Source organism: Propionivibrio sp., assembly GCF_049316945.1.
Lineage (GTDB): Bacteria > Pseudomonadota > Gammaproteobacteria > Burkholderiales > Rhodocyclaceae > Propionivibrio.
Genome location: NZ_JBMOJE010000037.1, coordinates 1 through 20,264, shown reverse-complemented (window position 1 = coordinate 20,264; position 20,264 = coordinate 1). Strand labels below are relative to the sequence as shown.

Annotated in this window: 20 protein-coding genes; 9 read left to right on the top strand and 11 right to left on the bottom strand. The window is 57.6% G+C overall.

What is annotated here, in order from left to right; translation table 11 throughout:
• Positions 1-2: 2 nt before the first annotated feature.
• Entirely contained in the window at positions 3-293 is a 291-nt protein-coding gene (locus ACOYNV_RS10410; RefSeq protein ID WP_422899704.1) for a type II toxin-antitoxin system Phd/YefM family antitoxin, read from the bottom strand.
• A 15-nt stretch (positions 294-308) separates the two neighbouring features.
• Positions 309-734 carry a hypothetical protein gene (locus ACOYNV_RS10405; protein WP_422899703.1) on the bottom strand — a complete coding sequence of 142 codons (426 nt, stop codon included), beginning with the start codon at positions 732-734 and terminating at the stop codon, positions 309-311.
• 470 nt (positions 735-1,204) lie between these two features.
• Between ACOYNV_RS10405 and ACOYNV_RS10400 the strand changes: the two genes are divergently transcribed.
• Positions 1,205-1,750 carry a gamma carbonic anhydrase family protein gene (locus ACOYNV_RS10400; protein ID WP_422899702.1) on the top strand — a complete coding sequence of 182 codons (546 nt, stop codon included), beginning with the start codon at positions 1,205-1,207 and terminating at the stop codon, positions 1,748-1,750.
• Here ACOYNV_RS10400 and ACOYNV_RS10395 read toward each other — a convergent pair.
• Positions 1,726-2,193 (bottom strand): CRISPR-associated endonuclease Cas1, encoded by a 468-nt coding sequence (locus tag ACOYNV_RS10395; RefSeq protein ID WP_422899701.1) that lies wholly within the window; start codon positions 2,191-2,193, stop codon positions 1,726-1,728. The genes ACOYNV_RS10400 and ACOYNV_RS10395 overlap by 25 nt on opposite strands.
• Before the next feature lie 87 nt (positions 2,194-2,280).
• Here ACOYNV_RS10395 and ispD point away from each other — a divergent pair, with 87 nt between their 5' ends.
• From ispD to ACOYNV_RS10370, 5 genes are all read left to right on the top strand, one after another.
• Positions 2,281-2,970 (top strand): 2-C-methyl-D-erythritol 4-phosphate cytidylyltransferase, encoded by a 690-nt coding sequence (ispD, locus tag ACOYNV_RS10390; RefSeq protein ID WP_422899700.1) that lies wholly within the window; start codon positions 2,281-2,283, stop codon positions 2,968-2,970.
• Positions 2,967-3,446: a 2-C-methyl-D-erythritol 2,4-cyclodiphosphate synthase gene (gene ispF, locus ACOYNV_RS10385; RefSeq protein ID WP_422899699.1), complete on the top strand. Its 480-nt coding sequence runs from the start codon at positions 2,967-2,969 to the stop codon at positions 3,444-3,446. Before ispD ends, ispF begins: the two co-directional genes overlap by 4 nt.
• A gap of 319 nt (positions 3,447-3,765) precedes the next feature.
• Entirely contained in the window at positions 3,766-6,486 is a 2,721-nt protein-coding gene (gene ppdK / locus ACOYNV_RS10380; protein ID WP_422899698.1) for a pyruvate, phosphate dikinase, read from the top strand.
• Between the two features lie 374 nt (positions 6,487-6,860).
• Positions 6,861-7,211 (top strand): hypothetical protein, encoded by a 351-nt coding sequence (locus ACOYNV_RS10375; RefSeq protein WP_422899697.1) that lies wholly within the window; start codon positions 6,861-6,863, stop codon positions 7,209-7,211.
• 520 nt (positions 7,212-7,731) lie between these two features.
• On the top strand, positions 7,732-9,132 hold the full coding sequence (locus ACOYNV_RS10370) for an FAD-binding oxidoreductase (protein ID WP_422899696.1): 1,401 nt from the start codon (positions 7,732-7,734) through the stop codon (positions 9,130-9,132).
• A gap of 248 nt (positions 9,133-9,380) precedes the next feature.
• Here the strand turns inward: ACOYNV_RS10370 and ACOYNV_RS10365 are convergent, their stop codons facing one another.
• The 6 genes from ACOYNV_RS10365 to ACOYNV_RS10340 form a co-directional block, all read right to left on the bottom strand.
• The gene (locus tag ACOYNV_RS10365) at positions 9,381-9,884 is read right to left on the bottom strand and encodes a GDYXXLXY domain-containing protein (RefSeq protein WP_422899695.1); all 504 of its coding nucleotides are present in this window, start codon (positions 9,882-9,884) and stop codon (positions 9,381-9,383) included.
• Positions 9,881-10,927, bottom strand: a complete 1,047-nt coding sequence (locus ACOYNV_RS10360) for a DUF4401 domain-containing protein (protein ID WP_422899694.1) — start codon at positions 10,925-10,927, stop codon at positions 9,881-9,883. The genes ACOYNV_RS10365 and ACOYNV_RS10360 overlap by 4 nt, the downstream gene beginning before the upstream one ends.
• Before the next feature lie 12 nt (positions 10,928-10,939).
• On the bottom strand, positions 10,940-11,932 hold the full coding sequence (locus ACOYNV_RS10355) for a DUF2157 domain-containing protein (RefSeq protein ID WP_422899693.1): 993 nt from the start codon (positions 11,930-11,932) through the stop codon (positions 10,940-10,942).
• Between the two features lie 236 nt (positions 11,933-12,168).
• Positions 12,169-12,837: a DsbA family oxidoreductase gene (locus tag ACOYNV_RS10350; protein ID WP_422899692.1), complete on the bottom strand. Its 669-nt coding sequence runs from the start codon at positions 12,835-12,837 to the stop codon at positions 12,169-12,171.
• Positions 12,838-12,870: 33 nt separating this feature from the next.
• Positions 12,871-13,341, bottom strand: a complete 471-nt coding sequence (locus tag ACOYNV_RS10345) for a YccF domain-containing protein (protein ID WP_422899691.1) — start codon at positions 13,339-13,341, stop codon at positions 12,871-12,873.
• 47 nt (positions 13,342-13,388) lie between these two features.
• Complete coding sequence (locus ACOYNV_RS10340; protein ID WP_422899690.1) at positions 13,389-13,820, bottom strand: acyl-CoA thioesterase; 432 nt, start codon at positions 13,818-13,820, stop codon at positions 13,389-13,391.
• 241 nt (positions 13,821-14,061) lie between these two features.
• Between ACOYNV_RS10340 and ACOYNV_RS10335 the strand changes: the two genes are divergently transcribed.
• The gene (locus ACOYNV_RS10335; RefSeq protein ID WP_422899689.1) at positions 14,062-15,708 is read left to right on the top strand and encodes an electron transfer flavoprotein-ubiquinone oxidoreductase; all 1,647 of its coding nucleotides are present in this window, start codon (positions 14,062-14,064) and stop codon (positions 15,706-15,708) included.
• 81 nt (positions 15,709-15,789) lie between these two features.
• Here the strand turns inward: ACOYNV_RS10335 and ACOYNV_RS10330 are convergent, their stop codons facing one another.
• Together ACOYNV_RS10330 and ACOYNV_RS10325 are read right to left on the bottom strand one after the other, a co-directional pair.
• The gene (locus ACOYNV_RS10330) at positions 15,790-16,722 is read right to left on the bottom strand and encodes an electron transfer flavoprotein subunit alpha/FixB family protein (protein WP_422899688.1); all 933 of its coding nucleotides are present in this window, start codon (positions 16,720-16,722) and stop codon (positions 15,790-15,792) included.
• Position 16,723: 1 nt separating this feature from the next.
• The gene (locus ACOYNV_RS10325) at positions 16,724-17,473 is read right to left on the bottom strand and encodes an electron transfer flavoprotein subunit beta/FixA family protein (RefSeq protein ID WP_422899687.1); all 750 of its coding nucleotides are present in this window, start codon (positions 17,471-17,473) and stop codon (positions 16,724-16,726) included.
• A gap of 671 nt (positions 17,474-18,144) precedes the next feature.
• On the opposite strand from ACOYNV_RS10325, the gene purT reads away from it, so the two are divergent.
• Both purT and ACOYNV_RS10315 read left to right on the top strand, forming a co-directional pair.
• Positions 18,145-19,362 (top strand): formate-dependent phosphoribosylglycinamide formyltransferase, encoded by a 1,218-nt coding sequence (gene purT / locus ACOYNV_RS10320; protein ID WP_422899724.1) that lies wholly within the window; start codon positions 18,145-18,147, stop codon positions 19,360-19,362.
• Between the two features lie 503 nt (positions 19,363-19,865).
• Positions 19,866-20,189 (top strand): helix-turn-helix domain-containing protein, encoded by a 324-nt coding sequence (locus ACOYNV_RS10315; RefSeq protein ID WP_422899686.1) that lies wholly within the window; start codon positions 19,866-19,868, stop codon positions 20,187-20,189.
• Positions 20,190-20,264: the final 75 nt, after the last annotated feature.

Genomic DNA, 20,264 nt, shown 5'->3' with positions numbered 1-20,264 from the left:
GATCAGCGCGATACTTGGCTACGACGTAGAGCACGATCCTCTGTGATAGCCGCCTCGATTTCGGCCATACCATCCGCTTCGGAGACGTCAGAAAAACCTGCCTCGATGCGCTGGCAAAGTGCATCGAAACGCCCTTGCATGCGACGAATACGCTCAAACAGGCGGGCGTCAACCAGTGCAGCGACTGGCTTGCCATCCTTGTTGATGACGACGCTATCGTGACGGTATTGCACCTGATTCAGCATCTCGCCCAGATTTTGCCGGAACGTAACTGCACTCGTTTGGGTAATCATTGAAACTCCTTCGCGTTAACCATATCGGTCATTATGGTCATGCCGCACAAAAAGAGCAAACAGCGTTTTGAGGTGGTTTGTAATTCGTTCCGATAGGGGTAGAGAAGGCCGTCGATACACGCGGGGGATTCCGCGTGCGCAAAGAAAAGAATTTGCGCACCCTACCGGGCTGAGGCCGGTCTGGTCGCTGTATTCGGGTGTGACCAGGACTTTCTGCTGGTCGAACGTGCTTTCGAAGGCGATGCCGCCGGGGCCGGGGCGGACGCTGGTGTTGCCTTGCTGGGTGGGGGCGGGAGTGCCGAGATCGGGCAGCACGTTCTGTTCAGGCGTGGCGGCGGGCGCGCTGGCTGGCGCCGGGGCGGTTTCAGCAGCGAGAGCAAGCTGGGGTGTCAAGGCCGGGAAACTGGCCAGCAGCGCAACGACAAGCGGCGTGTATTTCATGATGCTGTGCTGTGCTGTGCTTGGAATAGGCCATTTTTTTATCCCTGATCATCGCACGGATATTATCATGCTACTGACAAAATGGTATTGCCTGTATTTCCCACGGCAGGGTAAATTTATTCTACCGCTAACCCATTAATTTAACGTCATTCCGGGCTTGACCCGGAATCTGACCGAAGGAAATGCAGAGCCAGTTCGTTTATCAAACAGGTCTTTTAACATCTTGATCAGATGGACGAATCTGGATACCGGCCTTCGCCGGTATGACGGCGGATGGTTAGAACAAATTTACCCTGTTTCCCACGGATCATGCTGGAGAAGCGCATGAATATTGGCTTCCAGGCTTGCGGTTTGGTTGGGTGTGAAACGCGTTGCGTTGCGCCCTGAAGGATGGCATCGCCAGCCTGAAGAAGTACTCTTGGGGTGCGCCCTGAAGGATGGCATCGCCAGCCTGAAGAAGTACTCTTGGGGTGCGCCCTGAAGGATGGCATCGCCAGCCTGAAGAAGTACTCTTGGGGGTGCGCACCATCAGGCGGAGCAAGGTCGTCGATGCGCGAGGGCGTTCCGCGTGCGCAAAGAAAGGGATTTGCGCACCCACAAAACTGTGGTGGAACGTCACCGTGCGTGGCGACTCCGACCTGATCAGCATTGGCGAGAACACCAACATCCAGGACGGTTCGGTGCTGCACACCGACAAGGGAATCCAGTTGATCATTGGCCGCGATGTCACGGTCGGCCACATGGTGATGCTGCACGGCTGCACGATTGGCGAAGGCTCACTGATCGGCATCGGCTCGATCCTGCTCAACCGTTCGGTGATCGGGAAGAATTCGCTGGTCGGCGCCAACACGCTGATTCCCGAAGGCAAGGTTTTCCCGGATCGCGTGCTCATCGTCGGCTCGCCAGGCAAGGTCATCCGCGAATTGACCGATGAAGAGGTCGCTGGCCTGCCCGGCAGCGCGGAACGCTATGTGCAGAACTGGCAGCGCTATCAGCGCGAGTTGACCGGAAAATAGCGGCAGACCGGAAAATCAGCGGAAAATAGCAGCGAAAATAGGTCGCAGGCCAGCACGGCTTCGGCATGGAGCAGGGTGTAGGTCAGGGAGAGCAGCGTGTTGACCGGGTCTTTCGGTGGGCGGCGATTGCGGTTGTTGAAATGCAGCGATTCGGGAACGATTTCCGTCAGGGCTTCAAAGTAGATTGCGGCGGCCGCGCCTTCCAGTCCGCGCAGGGCGGCGATGTTTTCCTGCGCGTCGATGCGCGTGATCAGCCCGGCCAGTTGGCGCTCGCAGGTGACCAGCGGGTAGCGGTGCAGGAGGTCAGCGTCGCGGCGTTCGATGATGAAGTTGAGTTGCCCGCCCACCTTGTAGCCGAGCAGAAACTTGTGTACTTGCCGCAACCGCCGGGGGTTGGCAATGTCGTAGCAAACAAGGTAGAGGCAGCGGGCGACGTCGTTCATGAGAGTGGATGCTACCCGCCGCATTGTCTGATGGTCCAACGGCAAGCTTGCCGGCCGCATGAGTTGAGTTTCCGCTAGAATGCCGCGATGCCAAGTCATTACGCCATTGTTCCTGCCGCCGGTAACGGGGCGCGCTTCGGGTCTGCAGTGCCCAAACAGTATCTTGAGATTGCCGGGCGGCCGTTGATCCATCACGCGCTCGCTGCCCTCTGCCGTTGTCAGCGGATTGACCGCGTCTGGGTGGTTCTGTCGCCAGGCGACGAGTGGTGGGGGGCGTATGACTGGACGAGCCTGGGTACCAAACTGGAAGCCGTTTTCTGCGGTGGTTCAACCCGTGCCGAGAGTGTTGCCAACGGTCTGGCGACCGTTGCCAACGTTCTGGCCGAGGATGACTGGGTGCTGGTGCATGATGCCGCGCGTCCCTGTCTGTCTCAGGAGATGCTTGCTGCACTGTGTGACGAACTGGCGGACGATCCGGTTGGCGGCCTGCTCGCCGTTTCGGTGGCCGACACCTTGAAGCGCGCCGATGCCGATCAGCGGGTGGCGGCGACCGAACCGCGTGATGGCTTGTGGCAGGCGCAAACTCCGCAGATGTTTCGCTATGGTTTGTTGCGCCGGGCCCTGGCCTGGAATTTCGCAGTGACCGACGAGGCGAGCGCCATTGAAGCGGCCGGTTTCAAGCCGCGCCTGGTGCGCGCCGATGCGACCAATCTGAAGGTTACTTTCTCCGCCGACCTGCGTCTGGCGGAACTTATTCTTCAGGGGAGAAACGCATGATTCGCATCGGGCAGGGCGGCGACATTCACGCGCTGGTGGCCGGGCGCAAGCTGATCATCGGCGGCGTCGAAGTTCCTCACGAACTTGGGCTGCTCGGTCATTCGGATGCCGATGTGCTGGTACACGCGATCATCGACGCGCTGCTTGGTGCGGCCGGGCTGGGTGATATCGGACGGCATTTCCCCGATAGCGAGGAACGCTATCGCGGCGCTGACAGCCGGGTATTGCTGCGTGCCACCCGTGAAATGCTTTCCCTGGCCGGCTGGCGCATTGTCAATGTCGATTCGACAATCAATGCGCAGCGCCCGAAAATGGCGCCGCACATCCCGCGAATGGTCAAACACATAGCCGCTGATCTGCAGGTGCCCGAGGACTGCATCAACGTAAAAGCAAAAACTGCCGAACGGCTTGGTTTCGTAGGTCGTGAGGAAGGCATTTCTGCTGACGCCGTGGCATTGATCGAGCATGATTCCTGAAAGTCGATTACGACTTTGCCATAGCGATTGCCTTTCAATTAACGGGCTGCCGACAATATTTTTCCTGATTCGCTCTGCATGAGACGAATTCTGTAAGGTTCAAGTAATTTTGTAAGGTTCAAGTAATTGCTGTCTTGTAACTTGGCAAAATCAACAATCAGCAAATGAGCCTTGAATCATTGGTGTAGTTTCTGGTACTGAGTGTTCAGTTGTTTTGAAACAAGCTGACTCTTCGTTGAGTTTCAAGAATATTCCCCAAGAAGTAATCCGTGAAACGTGCAGGTTGTAAGTTTCCTTTATCCGTTTAAGTGAGGTCAATATGTCGAATAAGTTCGTATATGTTTTTGGCGCTTCAAAGACCGAAGGTGCAGCCGATATGAAGAATCTGCTGGGTGGCAAGGGTGCCAATCTCGCAGAAATGTGCCGTCTTGGAATCTCTGTGCCTCCGGGCATCACGATCAGTACCGAAGCGTGTACGGTTTATACGGAGCAGGGGGCCGATAACGTGCGTAAGTTGATCGAGGCCGAAGTGCGGCAGGGCATCGCTTTCGTCGAGCAGGAAATGGGCAAGAAATTCGGCGATGCCGCCGATCCCTTGCTGGTTTCCGTCCGCTCCGGATCGCGCGCTTCAATGCCCGGCATGATGGATACGATTCTCAATCTTGGGCTTAACGACCAGGCGGTCGAGGGGCTGGCCAAGAAATCCGGCAACGAACGTTTTGCGTGGGACTCCTACCGCCGCTTTATCCAGATGTATGGCGACGTGGTCATGGGCTTGAAACCCGAATCGAAGGAAGATCACGATCCCTTCGAAGTCATCATCGATGAGATCAAGGAGAAGAAGGGCGTCGAACTCGATACGGAACTCAGCGCCGATGATCTCAAGCAGATGGTCAGCGAATTCAAGGCGCTGATTCGCACCCGCCTCGGCCGCGAATTCCCGACCGACCCGTGGGAGCAACTCTGGGGTTCGGTAATGGCCGTGTTCCAGAGCTGGAACAATGACCGTGCCAATCTGTACCGCGAATTGAACGATATTCCGCATTCCTGGGGAACGGCCGTCAACGTGCAGGCCATGGTGTTCGGCAACCTCGGTGACCACAGTGGAACGGGTGTTGCGTTTTCACGCGATGCCGCGTCCGGTGAAGATCTTTTCAACGGTGAGTTCCTGGTGAACGCGCAGGGCGAAGACGTCGTTGCCGGCATTCGCACGCCGCAGCAGGTAACGCTCGAAGGCTCGCGGCGCTGGGCGCAACTGGCACTGGTCAGCGAAGCCGACCGGGCGAGCAAGTTCCCGTCGCTGGAAGAACTGATGCCCGAGATTTACAAGAAGCTTCTGGAAACTGAAACGAAGCTGGAAAATCACTACAAGGACATGCAGGACATCGAGTTCACCATGCAGGAAGGCAAGCTCTGGCTGTTGCAGACACGTTCCGGCAAGCGTGCCGGACCGGCCATGGTGCGTATTGCCATGGAAATGCTGAAACAGGGTCTGATCGATGAAAAGACGGCACTGATGCGCGTCACGCCGGACCGCTTGAATGAACTGTTGCACCCGGTATTCGACGAGCAGGTGATCAAGAGTGCGACCTCCATTGCGCAAGGCCTGCCGGCCTCTCCTGGCGCTGCCACCGGGCAGATCGTCTTTTTTGCCGATGAAGCCGAGGTATGGGTCAATGGCGGCAAGGACGTGATTCTGGTGCGCCAGGAAACCTCGCCGGAAGACTTGCGCGGCATGACGGTTGCCAAGGGCATCCTCACGGCACGCGGCGGCATGACGTCGCACGCGGCGGTGGTGGCGCGTGGCATGGGCAAGTGTTGCGTCTCCGGTGCAGGTGCGGTGCGTGTCGATCCCAGAGCGCGCACGATGACGGTTGGCGACAAGGTCTATCAGGAAGGTGAGTGGATTTCGCTCGACGGTACTACCGGCAAGGTTTATGAGGGTAAGGTACCGACCAAGGATGCCGAACTTTCCGGCGACTTCGGCACGCTGATGCTGCTTGCCGACCGTTACAAGCGCCTGGCCATTCGCGCCAATGCCGATACCCCGGATGATGCCAAGGTTGCCCGCAACTTTGGTGCCGTGGGCATTGGCCTATGCCGCACCGAGCATATGTTCTTTGAAGGTGACCGCATCAAGTCGGTGCGCGAAATGATTCTGGCCAAGGATGAAGACGGCCGCCGCAAGGCGCTGGCCAAGCTGCTGCCAATCCAGCGCGGCGATTTCGAGGGCCTGTTCCGTGAAATGAACGGCCTGCCGGTGACTATCCGCCTGCTTGACCCGCCGTTGCATGAGTTTTTGCCGCATGACGAAGCCAATCAGCGTGTCATGGCGAACGAAATGGGTGTTTCGTATGAGAACATCAAGCATCGCGTCGATGACCTGCACGAATCGAATCCGATGATGGGACATCGTGGCTGCCGTCTGGGAATTTGCTATCCGGAAATCACCGAAATGCAGGCCCGTGCCATCATCGAGGCGGCACTGAACGCGAAGGCCAAGGGCAGCGACGTCAAGGTCGAAATCATGGTTCCGCTGGTTGGCACGGTGCGTGAATTCAACGCCCAGGCCAAGGTCATCCGTGACACGGCATCGGCTGTTTTTGCCGAGCGTGGCACCGAGATCGCTTATCTGGTCGGGACCATGATCGAAACGCCGCGCGGTGCGCTGGTTGCCGACAGCATTGGCAAGCAGGCCGAGTTCTTCTCCTTCGGCACCAACGATCTGACGCAAATGACCCTCGGCTTTTCGCGCGACGACATCGGCAAATTCCTGCCGATCTACCTGAAGGATGGCATGTACGCGCAGGACCCATTCCAGTCGATCGACCAGAAGGGTGTTGGCCTGCTCGTTCAGATGGCCGTAGAAAAAGGTCACCAGGTACGCCCGGGCATCAAGCTGGGTGTTTGCGGCGAACACGGCGGCGATCCGGCTTCGATCGAGTTTTTCCATCGTGTCGGGCTCGACTACGTGAGCTGTTCACCTTTCCGTGTGCCGATTGCACGATTGGCGGCCGCGCAGGCAGCGATTGCTGATTGATGCTGAATTGATGTGATCAGCACTCGGTAAAGAAACAAGCAATACGCCAGTTCCAAGGAACTGGCGTATTGCTTTCTGCCGGGCCAGTTTTCAAGGCTTCAGCCTTAACCTCGTTCCAGATCGGAGTTCGTGAAATCGAGGTGGGCGAGCATGGCTATCAGGTTGAGGCGGAAGTAACCATTCGCGGATAGACATCCTGATGTTTGCCCAGAATTATGGCACCAGCCTGAAAGCCTTACCAATTGGCGCTCTACAAAGATGTGTCCTGTAGAGCCAATGAATACGCCACTCTTCAAGTGCATGTGTTGCAGATCGCCTATCCATGAGGTTTCTGGGGTAGCCGTATTTGTGTATCGGGAAGAGAGTGCCGCAGATTGGCCAAACAATTGGAGTCTGCCACCGATTGTTTGTCACCGATTATTCACTGGCTCGTTACCCAAATCAAAGCAAATACAAGTCGGAGAAATTACTCGACTGCAGCGGAAAAACTATCGCAAGGCAACTCGTTGAGGGACAATGCTACCTACATCAAGGAGATTTTTTTGGCAGCGATTCTAAGCTATGTCGGCATGATGATTGGCTCCATTGGCATTTTCTTCGGGTTTTATTATTTTTCGAGCAATCCACAGGCTTCGCTCAGCGTGGTAACTCTTACAACCGTTGGCATTGTTGGGATTCTGGCGTTTGTGCGCCACGTTATTTTCCACAAATCCGACGCGAAATGACTTGGATGGGAAACAGACAGGCCCGATTGGATGTTCGAGGTTGGCTTCGCGAACCTTGCATTTGGCAGTATTGGCGTTATTGCGGCTTTAGGAAATCAAGCGCCAAAAACCCAGGCAGTTGTCGTTAGCACTCTTTCACTCAGGTAACCTGTGCCGACAAACCACCGCCGCAGTATTAAAAAAATTCTGAATGCATTTTTACCGGCTGATTTCCTCTTCTTTCACACTTCAAAGGCGTGCCTTGACTTTGATTAACTATCTGCCCGGCTTCGTAGATGGTCATTCGCCCCGGAATCTCTTTGCCACTCTTTATCCTAAAAAACTCTGTCAAACCACGAAGAGCACGGAGAACACGAAGAACAACAAGGCAATATGAAGATTGGCAGACTCACCCAACAAGTTATCTGTCAACGCGTACTAACTCATTGCTTCTCTTCGTGTTCTTTGTGAACTTCGTGGTTAATTGCGGTTTCTAGGTTTATTGTTAAATCGTTTTTTCTGAAAGTCATTGGTGTCCAGCGTGGATTTGATCGAACAGTTTGTTGCCATCGTCGGTTTTCATAATGTCTTGTCGGGGGAGGGTGACATGGCACCGCACCTCGCCGATTGGCGTGGGCGTTATCTCGGAGCGGCCCGTTGCGTGGTGCGACCGGCGTCAACCGAGGAGGTGGCTGCCGTCGTGCGCGTCTGTGCGCAGGCCGGAGTGGCGATGGTGCCGCAAGGGGGAAATACCAGCCTGTGCGGTGCGAGTATTCCGGATGAAGGCGGCGCGGCGGTGCTGATCAGCCTGTCCCGCCTGAACCGTATCCGGGGGGTTGATCCGGCCAACAACACCATCACGGTCGAGGCCGGTTGCCTGCTGCAGAGCCTGCAGGAAGCGGCTTTGGCAGCCGGGCGCCTGTTTCCGCTATCGCTGGCGGCGGAAGGCAGTTGCCAGATCGGCGGCAATCTGTCGACCAACGCCGGAGGCGTGCAGGTGATGCGCTACGGCAATACGCGGGAACTCACGCTCGGGCTGGAAGTGGTGCTGGCCAGCGGCGAGGTGTGGAATGGCCTGCGCGCGCTACGCAAGGACAACACCGGTTACGACCTCAAGCAGTTGTTCATCGGCGCCGAGGGGACGCTCGGCATCATTACAGCGGCGGTCATGAAGCTTTTTCCGCTACCGCAGGCCAGAGCTACCGCCTGGCTGGCGATTGAATCGCCGCTGGCGTCGGTCCAATTGCTCGGCGAGTTGCAAGGCGCTTTCGGGGCTACCTTGACGGCTTGCGAACTCGTCTCCGATGTCGCGCTTGGCCTGGTGCTCAACCACATTCCGGGCGCGCAGCGGCCGCTTGCGAACAGCCCGTGGTATTTACTGGTTGAACTCTCAGGCTCAGGCGAGGATGGGACGCTAAACACTGCGCTGGAAGGCTTTCTCGAACAAGCGCTGGCGAGCGGGACGATCAGTGATGCGGTGCTGGCGCAGAGTAGCGAGCAGGCCAGGCGACTGTGGGCGCTGCGTGAGGACATCAGCGAAGCGCAGAAGATCGAGGGCCTGAGCATCAAGCACGACGTTTCGGTGCCGATCTCTGCTATTGGAGAGTTTCTTGAGCGCGCCGACGCGGCGCTGGAAAAGGCTTTTCCCGGTTTTCGCACGGTTACCTTTGGTCATGTCGGCGACGGCAATCTGCACTACAACCAGTCGAAGCCCGAGGCGATCGAGAACGCTGCGTTCATTGCCGTGCAGCCGCAGGTCGATCTGATCGTCCATGACATCGTGCACCAACTGGGTGGCAGCATCAGCGCCGAGCACGGCATCGGCCAACTCAAACGCGATGAAATGCTGCGTTACAAGAGCCCGCTCGAAGTGGAAATGATGCGCAGCGTGAAGCAGGCTCTTGATCCGAAGGGCCTGATGAATCCCGGGAAGATTCTCTGACTGCGTAATCAATCAAAGCCGGACGAACTGAAACAAAACCCCCCCTGCAGCGCGCACCGTTTTTCCCCCTCTCCCACAAGTGGGAGAGGGGAGAATGCGGTGAATTCTGTTCACGTTTTGATCTGAAGTTTTCAGGATCAACGCCTCTGTAAGGCTCGTGGAATGGCGATCTACAAGACCGATGCCCGGCAAGGCAGGCTGCATGGGGTTCTCGGCGGTATAGCTGTGTAGATCGCCTATTGACGCGGTCAGTAGCGATTTTCGCCGAGTCGTTTCAACTCGCCATCGAGCAGTGCAGTCAGTCGGGGTTCGCCGTTGCTGCCGACACGAAACTCGCCATAACGCGCATTGCGGAATTCCGGCTCGCTACCCTCCTGGAAGAAGAAGGCGTTGGTGGCAATCTGCAGGCGATTGTTGCGTACCCGGTAGCGAATGACCATTTCGTTGGCAGCAAGCGGTTCCGTGTTTGCGGTCAATTCAGGTTGAGTCCGCACCAGCGTCGCTAACTGGCGTGCATCAAGGCGGACTACGGCGTAACCGTCCTCGCGCACCTGCTTCTGGCGCAGCGACGTGTTGAGCGCGTAATTGAGCGCCATGAAGTCACCCTGCATCAGCGAGCGCGGGTCCATTGGCGCCAACTCCAGCAGCACCACCCGCCCTTCGGCGAGAATGCGCTCGTTCGACCACACCCCCCAGCCAGCGCCGCCCAGCACACAGGCCAGGCCGATCCAGATCCACAAAGCCCGCTTCATGCACGATCCTCCTGGCCCACGATCAAGGCTCTGACCGTGAGCAGCAGCAAACCGCCGAGAACCATCAAAGCCGATTTGTGCAGAAGAATCATTTGCAGGTCGTAGTAATAACGGCCAACGCCGAACACCAGCAAGGCGCCGCCCAGCCACATCAGCCAGCGATGCCCACGCGCAAAGCCGAATACCAGCGCCAGCGCGCCCATGCCGACGGCCGGCGCCTGCCAGGTCACGCCCAGAGCCGCAACCAGCAGAACAACGGCAAGCAGGTTGCGCACCGAGTTCACCAGCGGACGGGCAAGGATCAGTACAAACGCAATGCTCACCGTGCAAACCAATGCCGCATCGAAGCGGAAACCCTTGTGAAAACCAAGAAAATTACCGGCGAAGAAACCGCTCAGTGCGTAGGCAAAGCACAGCAAGGTCAGCGCACTCGCCAGCGCATGAACGGCTTCAGCGTACCGTTGTGCCTGCCAGCGTGGCTCCTGATGCCAGAGCAGACAGGCGACGAGCCAATAAATACCAAGCCAGTTGCGCGCCAGTTCCAGTGAGAATGTCAGATCGACCGCCGCCACCAATGCTCCGGCACCAACCAGTGCGGCGACCAGGCGGTGCGGCATCCAGGCCACCCACAGCAACAGAACGCTCTCGTAGATGGCGATCATGAAGAAGGAAGTACCTTCCTCGTCCTTGCCGAACAGGCTGGCACCGACGATCAGTGCGCCATGACCGGCCAGGCTGGCGACCAGCAGAAACTGGCGCAATACCATGCTTCCTGACTGACCAGAGGGTACGACTCGCCCGATCAACAGGCCCGTCAGCGCAGTCATGATCAGCCCCACCACAACCCAGCTCGACGCACCCTTGATCAGCGGCGCTGCCCCCATGCCGAGAAAGAGCAGCATGAAAATGGCAGCCAGCCAGCCGCCGATCACCTGCAGCGCGACAATCCAGTGCGACACGCCGGCTTCTTCTGGTACCGATGGCGAAATCTCGCCGCGCAAGTGGCCCTCGGCACGCAGTTCGTTGAGCAAGGATTCAAGCATCGGGAGTCCTCATTACCCTTTCCATTGGCTGACCGTATGGCGCAGCCAGACCGCTGCGCCAGCCGTCATCGCCGCCACGGCCGCACCAACAATGAAAAAGGCAGCAACATCGAAATGCCGGTTATCAAACAAGCCTTCGATCAAGCCGGCGGTAAGTACGGCAATGGCGGAAAGTGCCGCCGTCGCGAGCGGAACGATGTCCCGCCGCCGTTGGCGATAGAACCACAGCATCATGAAGAGCCACGGTAAATAAACGCAGGGTACATAGTGCATCAGCCGCCAATTTCCCTGTTGGCCGATGAACCACCAACTCACGCCAAGGCCGGTGGCTGCTGCCGCCGCCAGCAAAGCGATGAAACGCGGGGCATAGGCGACTCGCATCCAGTCGCTGCGCGACCACAGTAACTCCCAGAGCAATAGCGCCAGCGCATTGAACAGCAGCGGTCCCCAGAATATCGCATCGAAAAAAAGGAAAATGGTCCAGATATCCAGGCGGCCGAACATGAACAGCGCAAGGGCCGTATTCGCCAGAACCAGCCAGAACAGCCACAGCCAGGGCGCGCAGGCCACCATCACCCACGGCAAGGCGAGCACCGCCCAGCCGGCGAAAAGCAACTCGCTGTCGGCACCGGTCTGGTAGATCTGCCCGATCACCGCCAGCAATACTCCGGTGAGCACCACCGCCGCGCCCAGCCAGGCTTTTCCCACCAAACCATCAATGCCCAGACGCGCCGCTACGCTGGTCGAGAGCATCAGTGGCAATGCCACCAGAGCCATTTTCACAAAACGGTGCAGGTCGTTCCAGTTGAAGGCAAAGAAAAACACCACGCCAGCCAGCAGCAGCAAGCTTCCTGCAGCAAGCAACAGGCGATCGGCAAATTGCCGCCAACTGGCTGCATCCGGGAAAACACCAATTTGGCGTAGTGCGCCATCCAGCCCAGCAGCCGTCAATTGGCCGTTGCGCGCGAGGGATTCAAGGTAGCGTCGGGAAGTAGAAGGCGTCACTGGAGGGTCAAATCTTCAGAAAATGCCACATTACTATATTCGGATGGCTTTCGTCACTCAAGCCGGTGGTTGCATCAGGATAAATTTGTTCTAACCATCCACCGTCATACCGGCGAAGGCCGGTATCCAGATTCGTCCATCTGATCAAGATGTTAAACGACATGTTTGATAAACTAACTGGATTCCGGGTCAAGCCCGGAATGACAGTAAATCAATGGGTTAGCGGTACAACAAATTTACCCTGGTGGCTTCATCGCCTGCATGATCGCCGCTGCCATGACCACGGCGGTTTGCGCTCCCGACACCGCCAGACGGCGCTGGATGATGAAGAACGGCACGCCGCTAACGCCCAGTCCGCCGACCTTGCCGACCAGCGACTGCACTTGCGGCGTGCCCTCGAAGCTCTCCAGGTAAGCAATTACGTCGCCCTTGCGATCGCCAGATTCAACGGCTATTTCGGCCAGCGTTGCACTGTCGCCGATATCTTCGCCGCGCTGAAAGTGGCCGACGAACAGACGTTCAACCAGCGCTGCAATCTCGCCCGGCCGATGGCCGATCGACTGTGCGCGATAGATCAAGCGGTGTGCCCGCAGGGTATTGGGGCGAGTGACAATGCGCTCGAAATCGAACTCGACACCGACCTCGCGCCCAGCTTCGGCCACTTCAGCGAGCGCCTTGTTCACCTGCTTCGCCCCGCCAAACTTGGCTTCGAGAAAAGCACGGTAAGGCTCGCCCTTGGGCGGCGTATCGGGGTTAAGAAAGTACGGCAGCCAGTTGAGCTGGAAGCGCGCTTCAGGGAATTTTTCCTGTACCAGCCCAACAGCACTCGCCAAACGGTGCTTGCCAATGAAACACCAGGGGCAAACGAGGTCGGAAACGATATCAATGGCAATGTTCATGGTCATCAGCAAAAATTTTTCAGGAAGGAGTTGCCAAGTTCAAGAGTCCTGGCGCCGGTTGGAAATGGCCGCTTGCGCATTTTCCCCGCGTACGACGGCGGCCACCTCTTTATCGACAATCGTCATGCCGATGGGTGCCAGTGCGATGAGCGCCAGTTTGAGGTGCTGGATGCCGAAAGGAATGCCAATGATGGTCACGAAACACGCCACCGCCGAAAGCAGGTGGCCAATGGCCAGCCACAAGCCGGCCACGATAAACCAGATGATATTGCCGAGCAGGCCGAGAAAACCGGTGCCGATGTCCTCTTGCCTGGACAACTCTTTTCTGCTCACGGCCTCTTTGCCGAAAGGGAAGAAGGCGAATTGCCCGATCACGAAACAGGCTTTTCCCCACGGGATGCCGACGATCGAAATGAAGGCCAGCAGACCGGCCAGCCACCAGCCCAGGCCCATCAGTACACCGCCCAGAATGAACCATAGAAAATTGCCAATCGCACCCAGCGTACTCATGCTTGTTCTCCGGTCAAAAACGATTTTTTAATTTTGCAGAGGCTATTTTACATTTCGGACAATAGCGCCCGCAAATCCTCCGGAATCGGCACTGATTTTCCACTCTCCATGTCCGTCCACACGATTTTCGAATCGCCGGTTGCGTAGAGGGTATCGTCGCCCTGCAAGCGAATTTCGTAGCTCGACGGAATGCTGCTGCGACCTGGGGCGCCAAAGAACATTTTCACCTCGACATTGCCCGGATAGGTGAGTGGAATCAGGAAGGTACAACTGGCGTTGATGATCACCGGCGCCGTGCCTTTGGGTATGATCGGATAACCATTGCTCTCCAGATACTCAACGCGAGCCTGCTCCATGTAACGGAAATACAGCGTGTTGTTAACATGGCCATAGGCATCCATATCGCCCCAGCGGATGGGGATCAGGATAGTGAGAACAAGCTTTCTCGGCTTATGTGATGGCTTGTGCGTAGACTCCATGAAAACTCCTGTGATTTATTGATGACTTGACGCCGCAGCGTCTTTTTCCATACGATACCGTATTGAAAAGCACATCACAACCGAATAACACGGCAACCGACTAACGGGCATGGCTTTGAAAGGCGCATAGAATTAATGAAAGTCATGCCCGTTTCCCTCACCCCCTACCCCTCTCCCAGAGGGCGAGGGGAGATTCGTGAGTCGCTGGCGCGACTTTCACACTAAAGACGCGAGGAAAATTATGCAACGAGAATCCATGGAATACGATGTCCTGATCGTCGGCGGTGGCCCGGCCGGGCTGGCTGCGGCGATCCGCTTGAAACAACTGGCAGTGGAGAAGGGCGGCGAGATCAATGTCTGCCTGATCGAGAAAGCTGCCGAAATCGGTGGCCATATTCTCTCCGGAGCGGTACTTGATCCCGGCGCGCTCGCCGAACTCTTTCCTGACTGGCAGGCGCTCGGCGCCCCGCTCAAGGCAGCGGTCAGCGAAGACCGTTTCCTCATGCTCAAGGAAGGCGGCAGTTCGCAAATCCCGAGCTGGATGTTGCCCGGCTGCTTCCACAACGAAGGCAACTACGTCATCAGTCTGGCCAATCTCTGCCGCTGGTTCGGCCAGCAGGCTGAAGCGCTTGGCATCGAGATCTACCCCGGATTTGCCGGCGCCGAGGTGCTCTACCACGACGACGGTTCGGTCAAAGGCATCGCCACCGGCGACATGGGTTTGCTCAAGGATGGCAGCCAGGGCCCGGCCTACCAGCCCGGCATGGAACTGCACGCCAAATACACGCTGTTTGCCGAAGGCTGTCGCGGCCAGCTCGGCAAGCAACTCGAAGAGAAATTCAATCTGCGCGCAGGCGCCGACCCGCAGGTCTATGGCATCGGCCTCAAGGAACTCTGGGAAATCAAGCCAGCGAAACATCAAGCCGGGCTGGTCATCCATACCGGCGGCTGGCCGCTCGACGCGCAAACCTACGGTGGCGGCTTCATGTACCACATGGAAGACAATCTGGTGGCCGTCGGTTTCGTCACCGGCCTCGGCTACAGCAACCCCTATCTGTCGCCCTACGAAGAGTTTCAGTGCCTGAAAACCCATCCGGCCCTGCGCGTGTTTCTTGAAGGTGGCAAGCGCATTGCCTACGGCGCCCGCGCGATCACCGCCGGCGGCCTGCAATCCCTGCCCAAGCTGGTATTCCCCGGTGGCGCGCTGATCGGTGACGATGCCGGTTTCCTCAACGCCTCGCGCATCAAGGGATCGCACTGCGCGATCAAGACCGGCACGCTGGCGGCGGAAGCCTGTTTCGACGCCGTTGTCGCCGGACGAAGGAGTGATGAACTGTCAGCCTATCCTGACGCCTTCCGCCAGAGCTGGCTGTTCGAGGAACTGCACAAGGCGCGCAACTTCAAGCCGTGGATGGCCAAGGGTCTGCATCTTGGCAGCCTGATGTTCGGCATCGACCAGATCCTGTTCCGCGGCAAGGCACCGTGGACGCTGCACCACAGCGCTGCCGATCACACCAAGCTGAAGAAGGCGGCCGATTGCCAGCCGATCGCCTACCCCAAGCCCGATGGCGTGATCACCTTCGACCGTTTGTCGTCGGTCTATCTCTCCAACACCAACCACGAGGAAGACCAGCCGTGCCACCTGACACTCAAGGATGCGTCAGTCCCGATCAGCGTCAATCTGGCGCTCTACGACGCACCCGAACAGCGTTACTGCCCGGCGGGGGTGTACGAGATCGTGCGCGACGAGGCCGGCAGCAATCCTCGCCTGCAGATCAACGCGCAGAACTGCGTGCATTGCAAGACCTGCGACATCAAGGACCCGACGCAGAACATCACCTGGGTTGTGCCGCAGGGCGGGGAAGGGCCGAATTACCCGAATATGTAGGCACCACCTTCAGGTCGCTACGCTTTCCAGCGTAGCGACAATTGAGCCAGTCAGATGATTCGGTTTCCCCTTTTTTTCTGATCAGTCGAGGGCTGCTGTCAGTTCGGGGGCAAGCTCGAACAGGTCACCGACCAGGCCGTAATCGGCGACCTGAAAGATTGGTGCATCCGGGTCTTTGTTGATGGCCACGATCACGCGGCTATCCTTCATGCCGGCCAGATGCTGGATGGCACCGGAGATGCCGACGGCGATATAGAGTTGTGGCGCGACGATCTTGCCGGTCTGCCCGACCTGAAAATCGTTCGGCACGTAGCCGGCATCGACCGCCGCACGCGACGCACCCAATGCCGCACCGAGCCTGTCGGCCAGCGGTTCGAGCAGCTTGTGGAAGTTCTCCCCGTTGCCCAGACCGCGCCCGCCGGAAACGACCACTTTGGCGGCCGCCAGTTCCGGCCTTGCCGATACCGTCAATTCGCGTGAAACCACCTTGCTCTGGCCCTGATCGGCTGCCGCCGCGAGGTTTTCCAGCGTTGCCGATCCATTCTCGCCGGCCGCCTCGAATCCCGTCGTGCGCACGGTAATCACCTTCACCGCATCCGACGACTGCACCGTCGCCAGCACGTTACCGGCATAGATCGGACGCACAAAAGTATCCGCTGACAGCACGGCGACGATCTCGGAGATCTGGGCCACGTCGAGCAACGCCGCCAGGCGCGGCATGAAGTTCTTGCCGGTCGTCGTGGCGGCAGCCAGAACATGGCTGTAAGCCGGTGCCTGGGCCACCACCAGCGCCGCGATGTTCTCTGCGCAATGATCGGCATAGTGTGCCGCATCGGCAAGCAATACCTTCGATACGCCAGCGATCTTCGTCGCGCTGGCGGCGGCGGCGCTGCAGCCGCTACCCGCTACCAGCAGATGAATTTCGCCACCAATCCTGGCAGCGGCGGTCACCGTGTTCAAGGTTGCCGGCTTGATTGCGGTGTTGTCGTGTTCAGCAATAACGAGAATAGCCATGTCAGATCACCTTCGCTTCATTCTTCAGTTTCGCTACCAGTTCGGCCACACTCGCCACCAGAATGCCAGCCGCGCGCTTGGGCGGCTCGGCCATGGTCAAGGTCTTCAGGCGGGGCGCCACATCCACGCCCAGCGCCGCTGGGGTGATGATCTCCAGCGGCTTGCGCTTGGCCTTCATGATGTTGGGCAGCGTCGCGTAACGCGGTTCGTTGAGCCGCAGGTCACTCGTCACCAGTGCCGGCAACGCAATCTCGATCGTTTCCAGACCGCCGTCGATCTCGCGCGTGACCGTTGCCTTGCCGCCCGCTACCACCAGCTTCGAGGCGAAGGTGGCCTGCGGCCAGTTCATCAGCGCGGCCAGCATCTGCCCGGTCTGGTTGGCGTCGTCGTCAATGGCCTGCTTGCCGCACAGAACGATCTGCGGCTGCTCCTTGGCGCATACCGCCTTGAGCAGCTTGGCGACGGCCAAGGGCTGCAATTCGGCATCGGTCTCGATCAGGATGGCGCGGTCGGCGCCGAGGGCCATCGCCGTGCGCAGGGTTTCCTGGCAATTGGAGATACCGGCGGAAACGACAATCACTTCGCTGGCAATACCGGCTTCCTTCAGACGAACCGCTTCTTCAACCGCGATTTCGTCAAAGGGGTTCATCGACATCTTGGCGTTGGCAATATCAACACCCGTCCCATCCGCCTTGACCCGCACCTTGACGTTGTAATCAACCACCCGCTTGACTGGAACAAGAATCTTCAAAGCTTCTCTCCTTTATATGGCACGGTAAAAACACCTCGTTTGACAGCACCGATCTGTGATCGTTGCCTACCCCATGCCGTAGAGCAGGGTGCAGGCACCGCTAGAGTATGACTGTTAACAATAATCATCATGATTATTGCGAATGAATGTTAAACGATCCTTTGGAATACTACCTTAGCATTGCGCTACCTGGAAGGACTGGACTGGACTACTGAGCGATGAAAACAGAAAAATCGCACGCAACTCGACCGAATTCGCCGTGCGTGATTGGGCGAGGCGCAGCGCTTTCGTTGAAAACGAATGATACTTACCCGCTATAAATTACACACAGGCTCTGAGTCCCCAGCGGTCTTTCCGACAATAGGGAATGGAGTCTGGCGGCTCTGCACTTAATTCATGGTCAGTGGTTGCAGACCGTGTGGACAGGCGATCTACAAGCCATATTGCTGAACAGTGCCGTATCCATTGGGTCTGCAGCCTGCATGCCGGTAGATCGCCTAATGATGCGGCTTGCAGCAGTGTGATTCTGCTCCCTGTTGTCCATTACGGGAAATTTCAGGCGGCATTTCTGACCGGGTTTCCGACACTGTGAGCATGTTCGGCACTGTCCAATGAGTGCACTAAAGGCTACCATAACGATCAATTTCATTCTCAAAACTACCCAAACCGCCATGTCTGCTCCTGATCTTTCCCGCATTGGTACGCCCCTTAGCCCCTCCGCCACCAAAGTCATGCTGCTCGGTGCTGGCGAATTGGGCAAGGAAGTCATCATCGCCTTGCAACGCCTGGGGGTCGAAGTCATTGCCGTCGATCGCTATGCCGACGCGCCGGGCATGCAGGTGGCACATCGCTCGCACGTCATTACGATGACCGATGCGGCGGCACTGCGGGCGCTGATTGAGGCCGAGCGGCCGCATCTGGTGGTGCCCGAGATCGAGGCCATCGCCACCTCGGTGCTGGTTACGATCGAGAAAATTGGCCTCGCCGAGGTAATTCCCACCGCTCGCGCCGCCCTGCTCACCATGAACCGGGAAGGCATTCGCCGCCTCGCCGCCGAGGAACTGGGACTGCCCACCTCGCCCTACGCCTTCGCCGACTCGCTGGCCGACTTGCAAGCCCTCATTGACACCATGATTGCCTATCCCTGCCTGGTCAAGCCGGTCATGTCTTCCTCCGGCAAGGGGCAGTCCTTGCTGCGCGGGCCGCAGGATGTCGAAGCGGCCTGGAAGTGTGCGCTACAGTCCGGGCGGGTAAAGGAATCGCGCGTTATTGTCGAAGGATTCGTGGCTTTTGATTACGAAATAACCCAACTGACCGTGCGTGCCTTTGGCCTCTCCGGTGAAGTGGAAACCTTCTTTTGCGAGCCGATCGGCCATGTGCAGGTAGCGGGCGACTACGTCGAATCCTGGCAACCGCAGCAAATGTCTCCGCTAGCGTTGCAACGCGCGCGCGAAATCGCCGGCCGGGTAACGGCGGCGCTCGGTGGGCGCGGAATCTTTGGCGTTGAACTTTTCGTCAAGGGCGATCAGGTCTTGTTCTCCGAGGTCAGCCCACGCCCCCACGACACCGGGTTGGTGACACTCGCTTCACAGCGACTCTCCCAGTTCGAACTGCACGCCCGTGCCATCCTCGGGCTGCCGGTCGATGTTTCAATGCGCCGCCCGGCGGCCTCGGCGGTGATCTATGGCGGCATGGAGGGGCAGGGCATCGCCTTCGAAGGCGTGGCCGATGCTCTGGCCGTGCCCGAGTCCGACATTCGCCTGTTCGGCAAGCCGGAAAGCTTCGTCAAGCGTCGCATGGGCGTCGCCGTTGCCAGCGCCGACGACACTAACGAAGCCCGGCGCCGCGCCAAACTGGCGGCAAGCCTTGTGCGGCCGGTTGCTGGCTAAGAAACCGGGGGACCGACCGGCATTACTTGCCGTTCAGCCAACTCTTTCACTTTTCATGCGAGCAGACGACTTTCAACTCCTGGCAAGTGCGCCCAGTTTCCTGATCACCGTGCCCAATACGCCGCCGATCAGCAGGCGTTCATCAGCAGAAAAATGTAGAAATCCAAAGCGATGAATTTTCAGTTTTCTGTTGCTATACCTTGCGCGGTCATAACAGAACCTTCTGGAAGGTTTGGAAGTTCAGGCTTAATAGTGAATTGAGCGCTTTGGCGTGGATGGTGCGGGTATCTTGCAAGCAGCGTTCGATGGCTGTTGTGAAAGAGTTGAAGTCGGGGTAGGCAGATGATTGCAAGCCCCTTTCAAAAATGTGTTGTTTTTTTCTCAAAGATTCATTCCAAGTGAATGTTTTCTGAATCGGGGTTTTTTGACGGATAGATCGCTTGGCAGCAAGAATGCTTATGCGTAATATATTACACATGAAGAAGGACGAGATAATCCGCCGAATGATTGACCGCCAATCCTATCTCGGGATCGGCAAATCGGCGTTAGCGCAACAATCCGGTGTTAGCCGAAAAATGCTCTACCTGTTCGAGCAAGGTCAAAGCGATTTTTCAGTGGACAAGCTTATTGCTGTTGCTGGAGCGCTCGGATTGCGTGTCGAACTTGTCGAAGAGATACATCAGTTGCCCGCAGATTACCGTGCGCAAAAAACCCAAAAACGACTTGATTTTATAAAAAATCATCCCGAGGAAGCGGCAGAGGGGTTTTGTCAAAACATGAAAATCGGGAAAGTGGTCATCCCGAATATCGGTGGAGATGACTGGTGAAAAAACGCGAACCGTCCATGCAGCATTGACGCATGAACACCTCGGCAAACCCCGATGACATATTTTTGCTCCGCA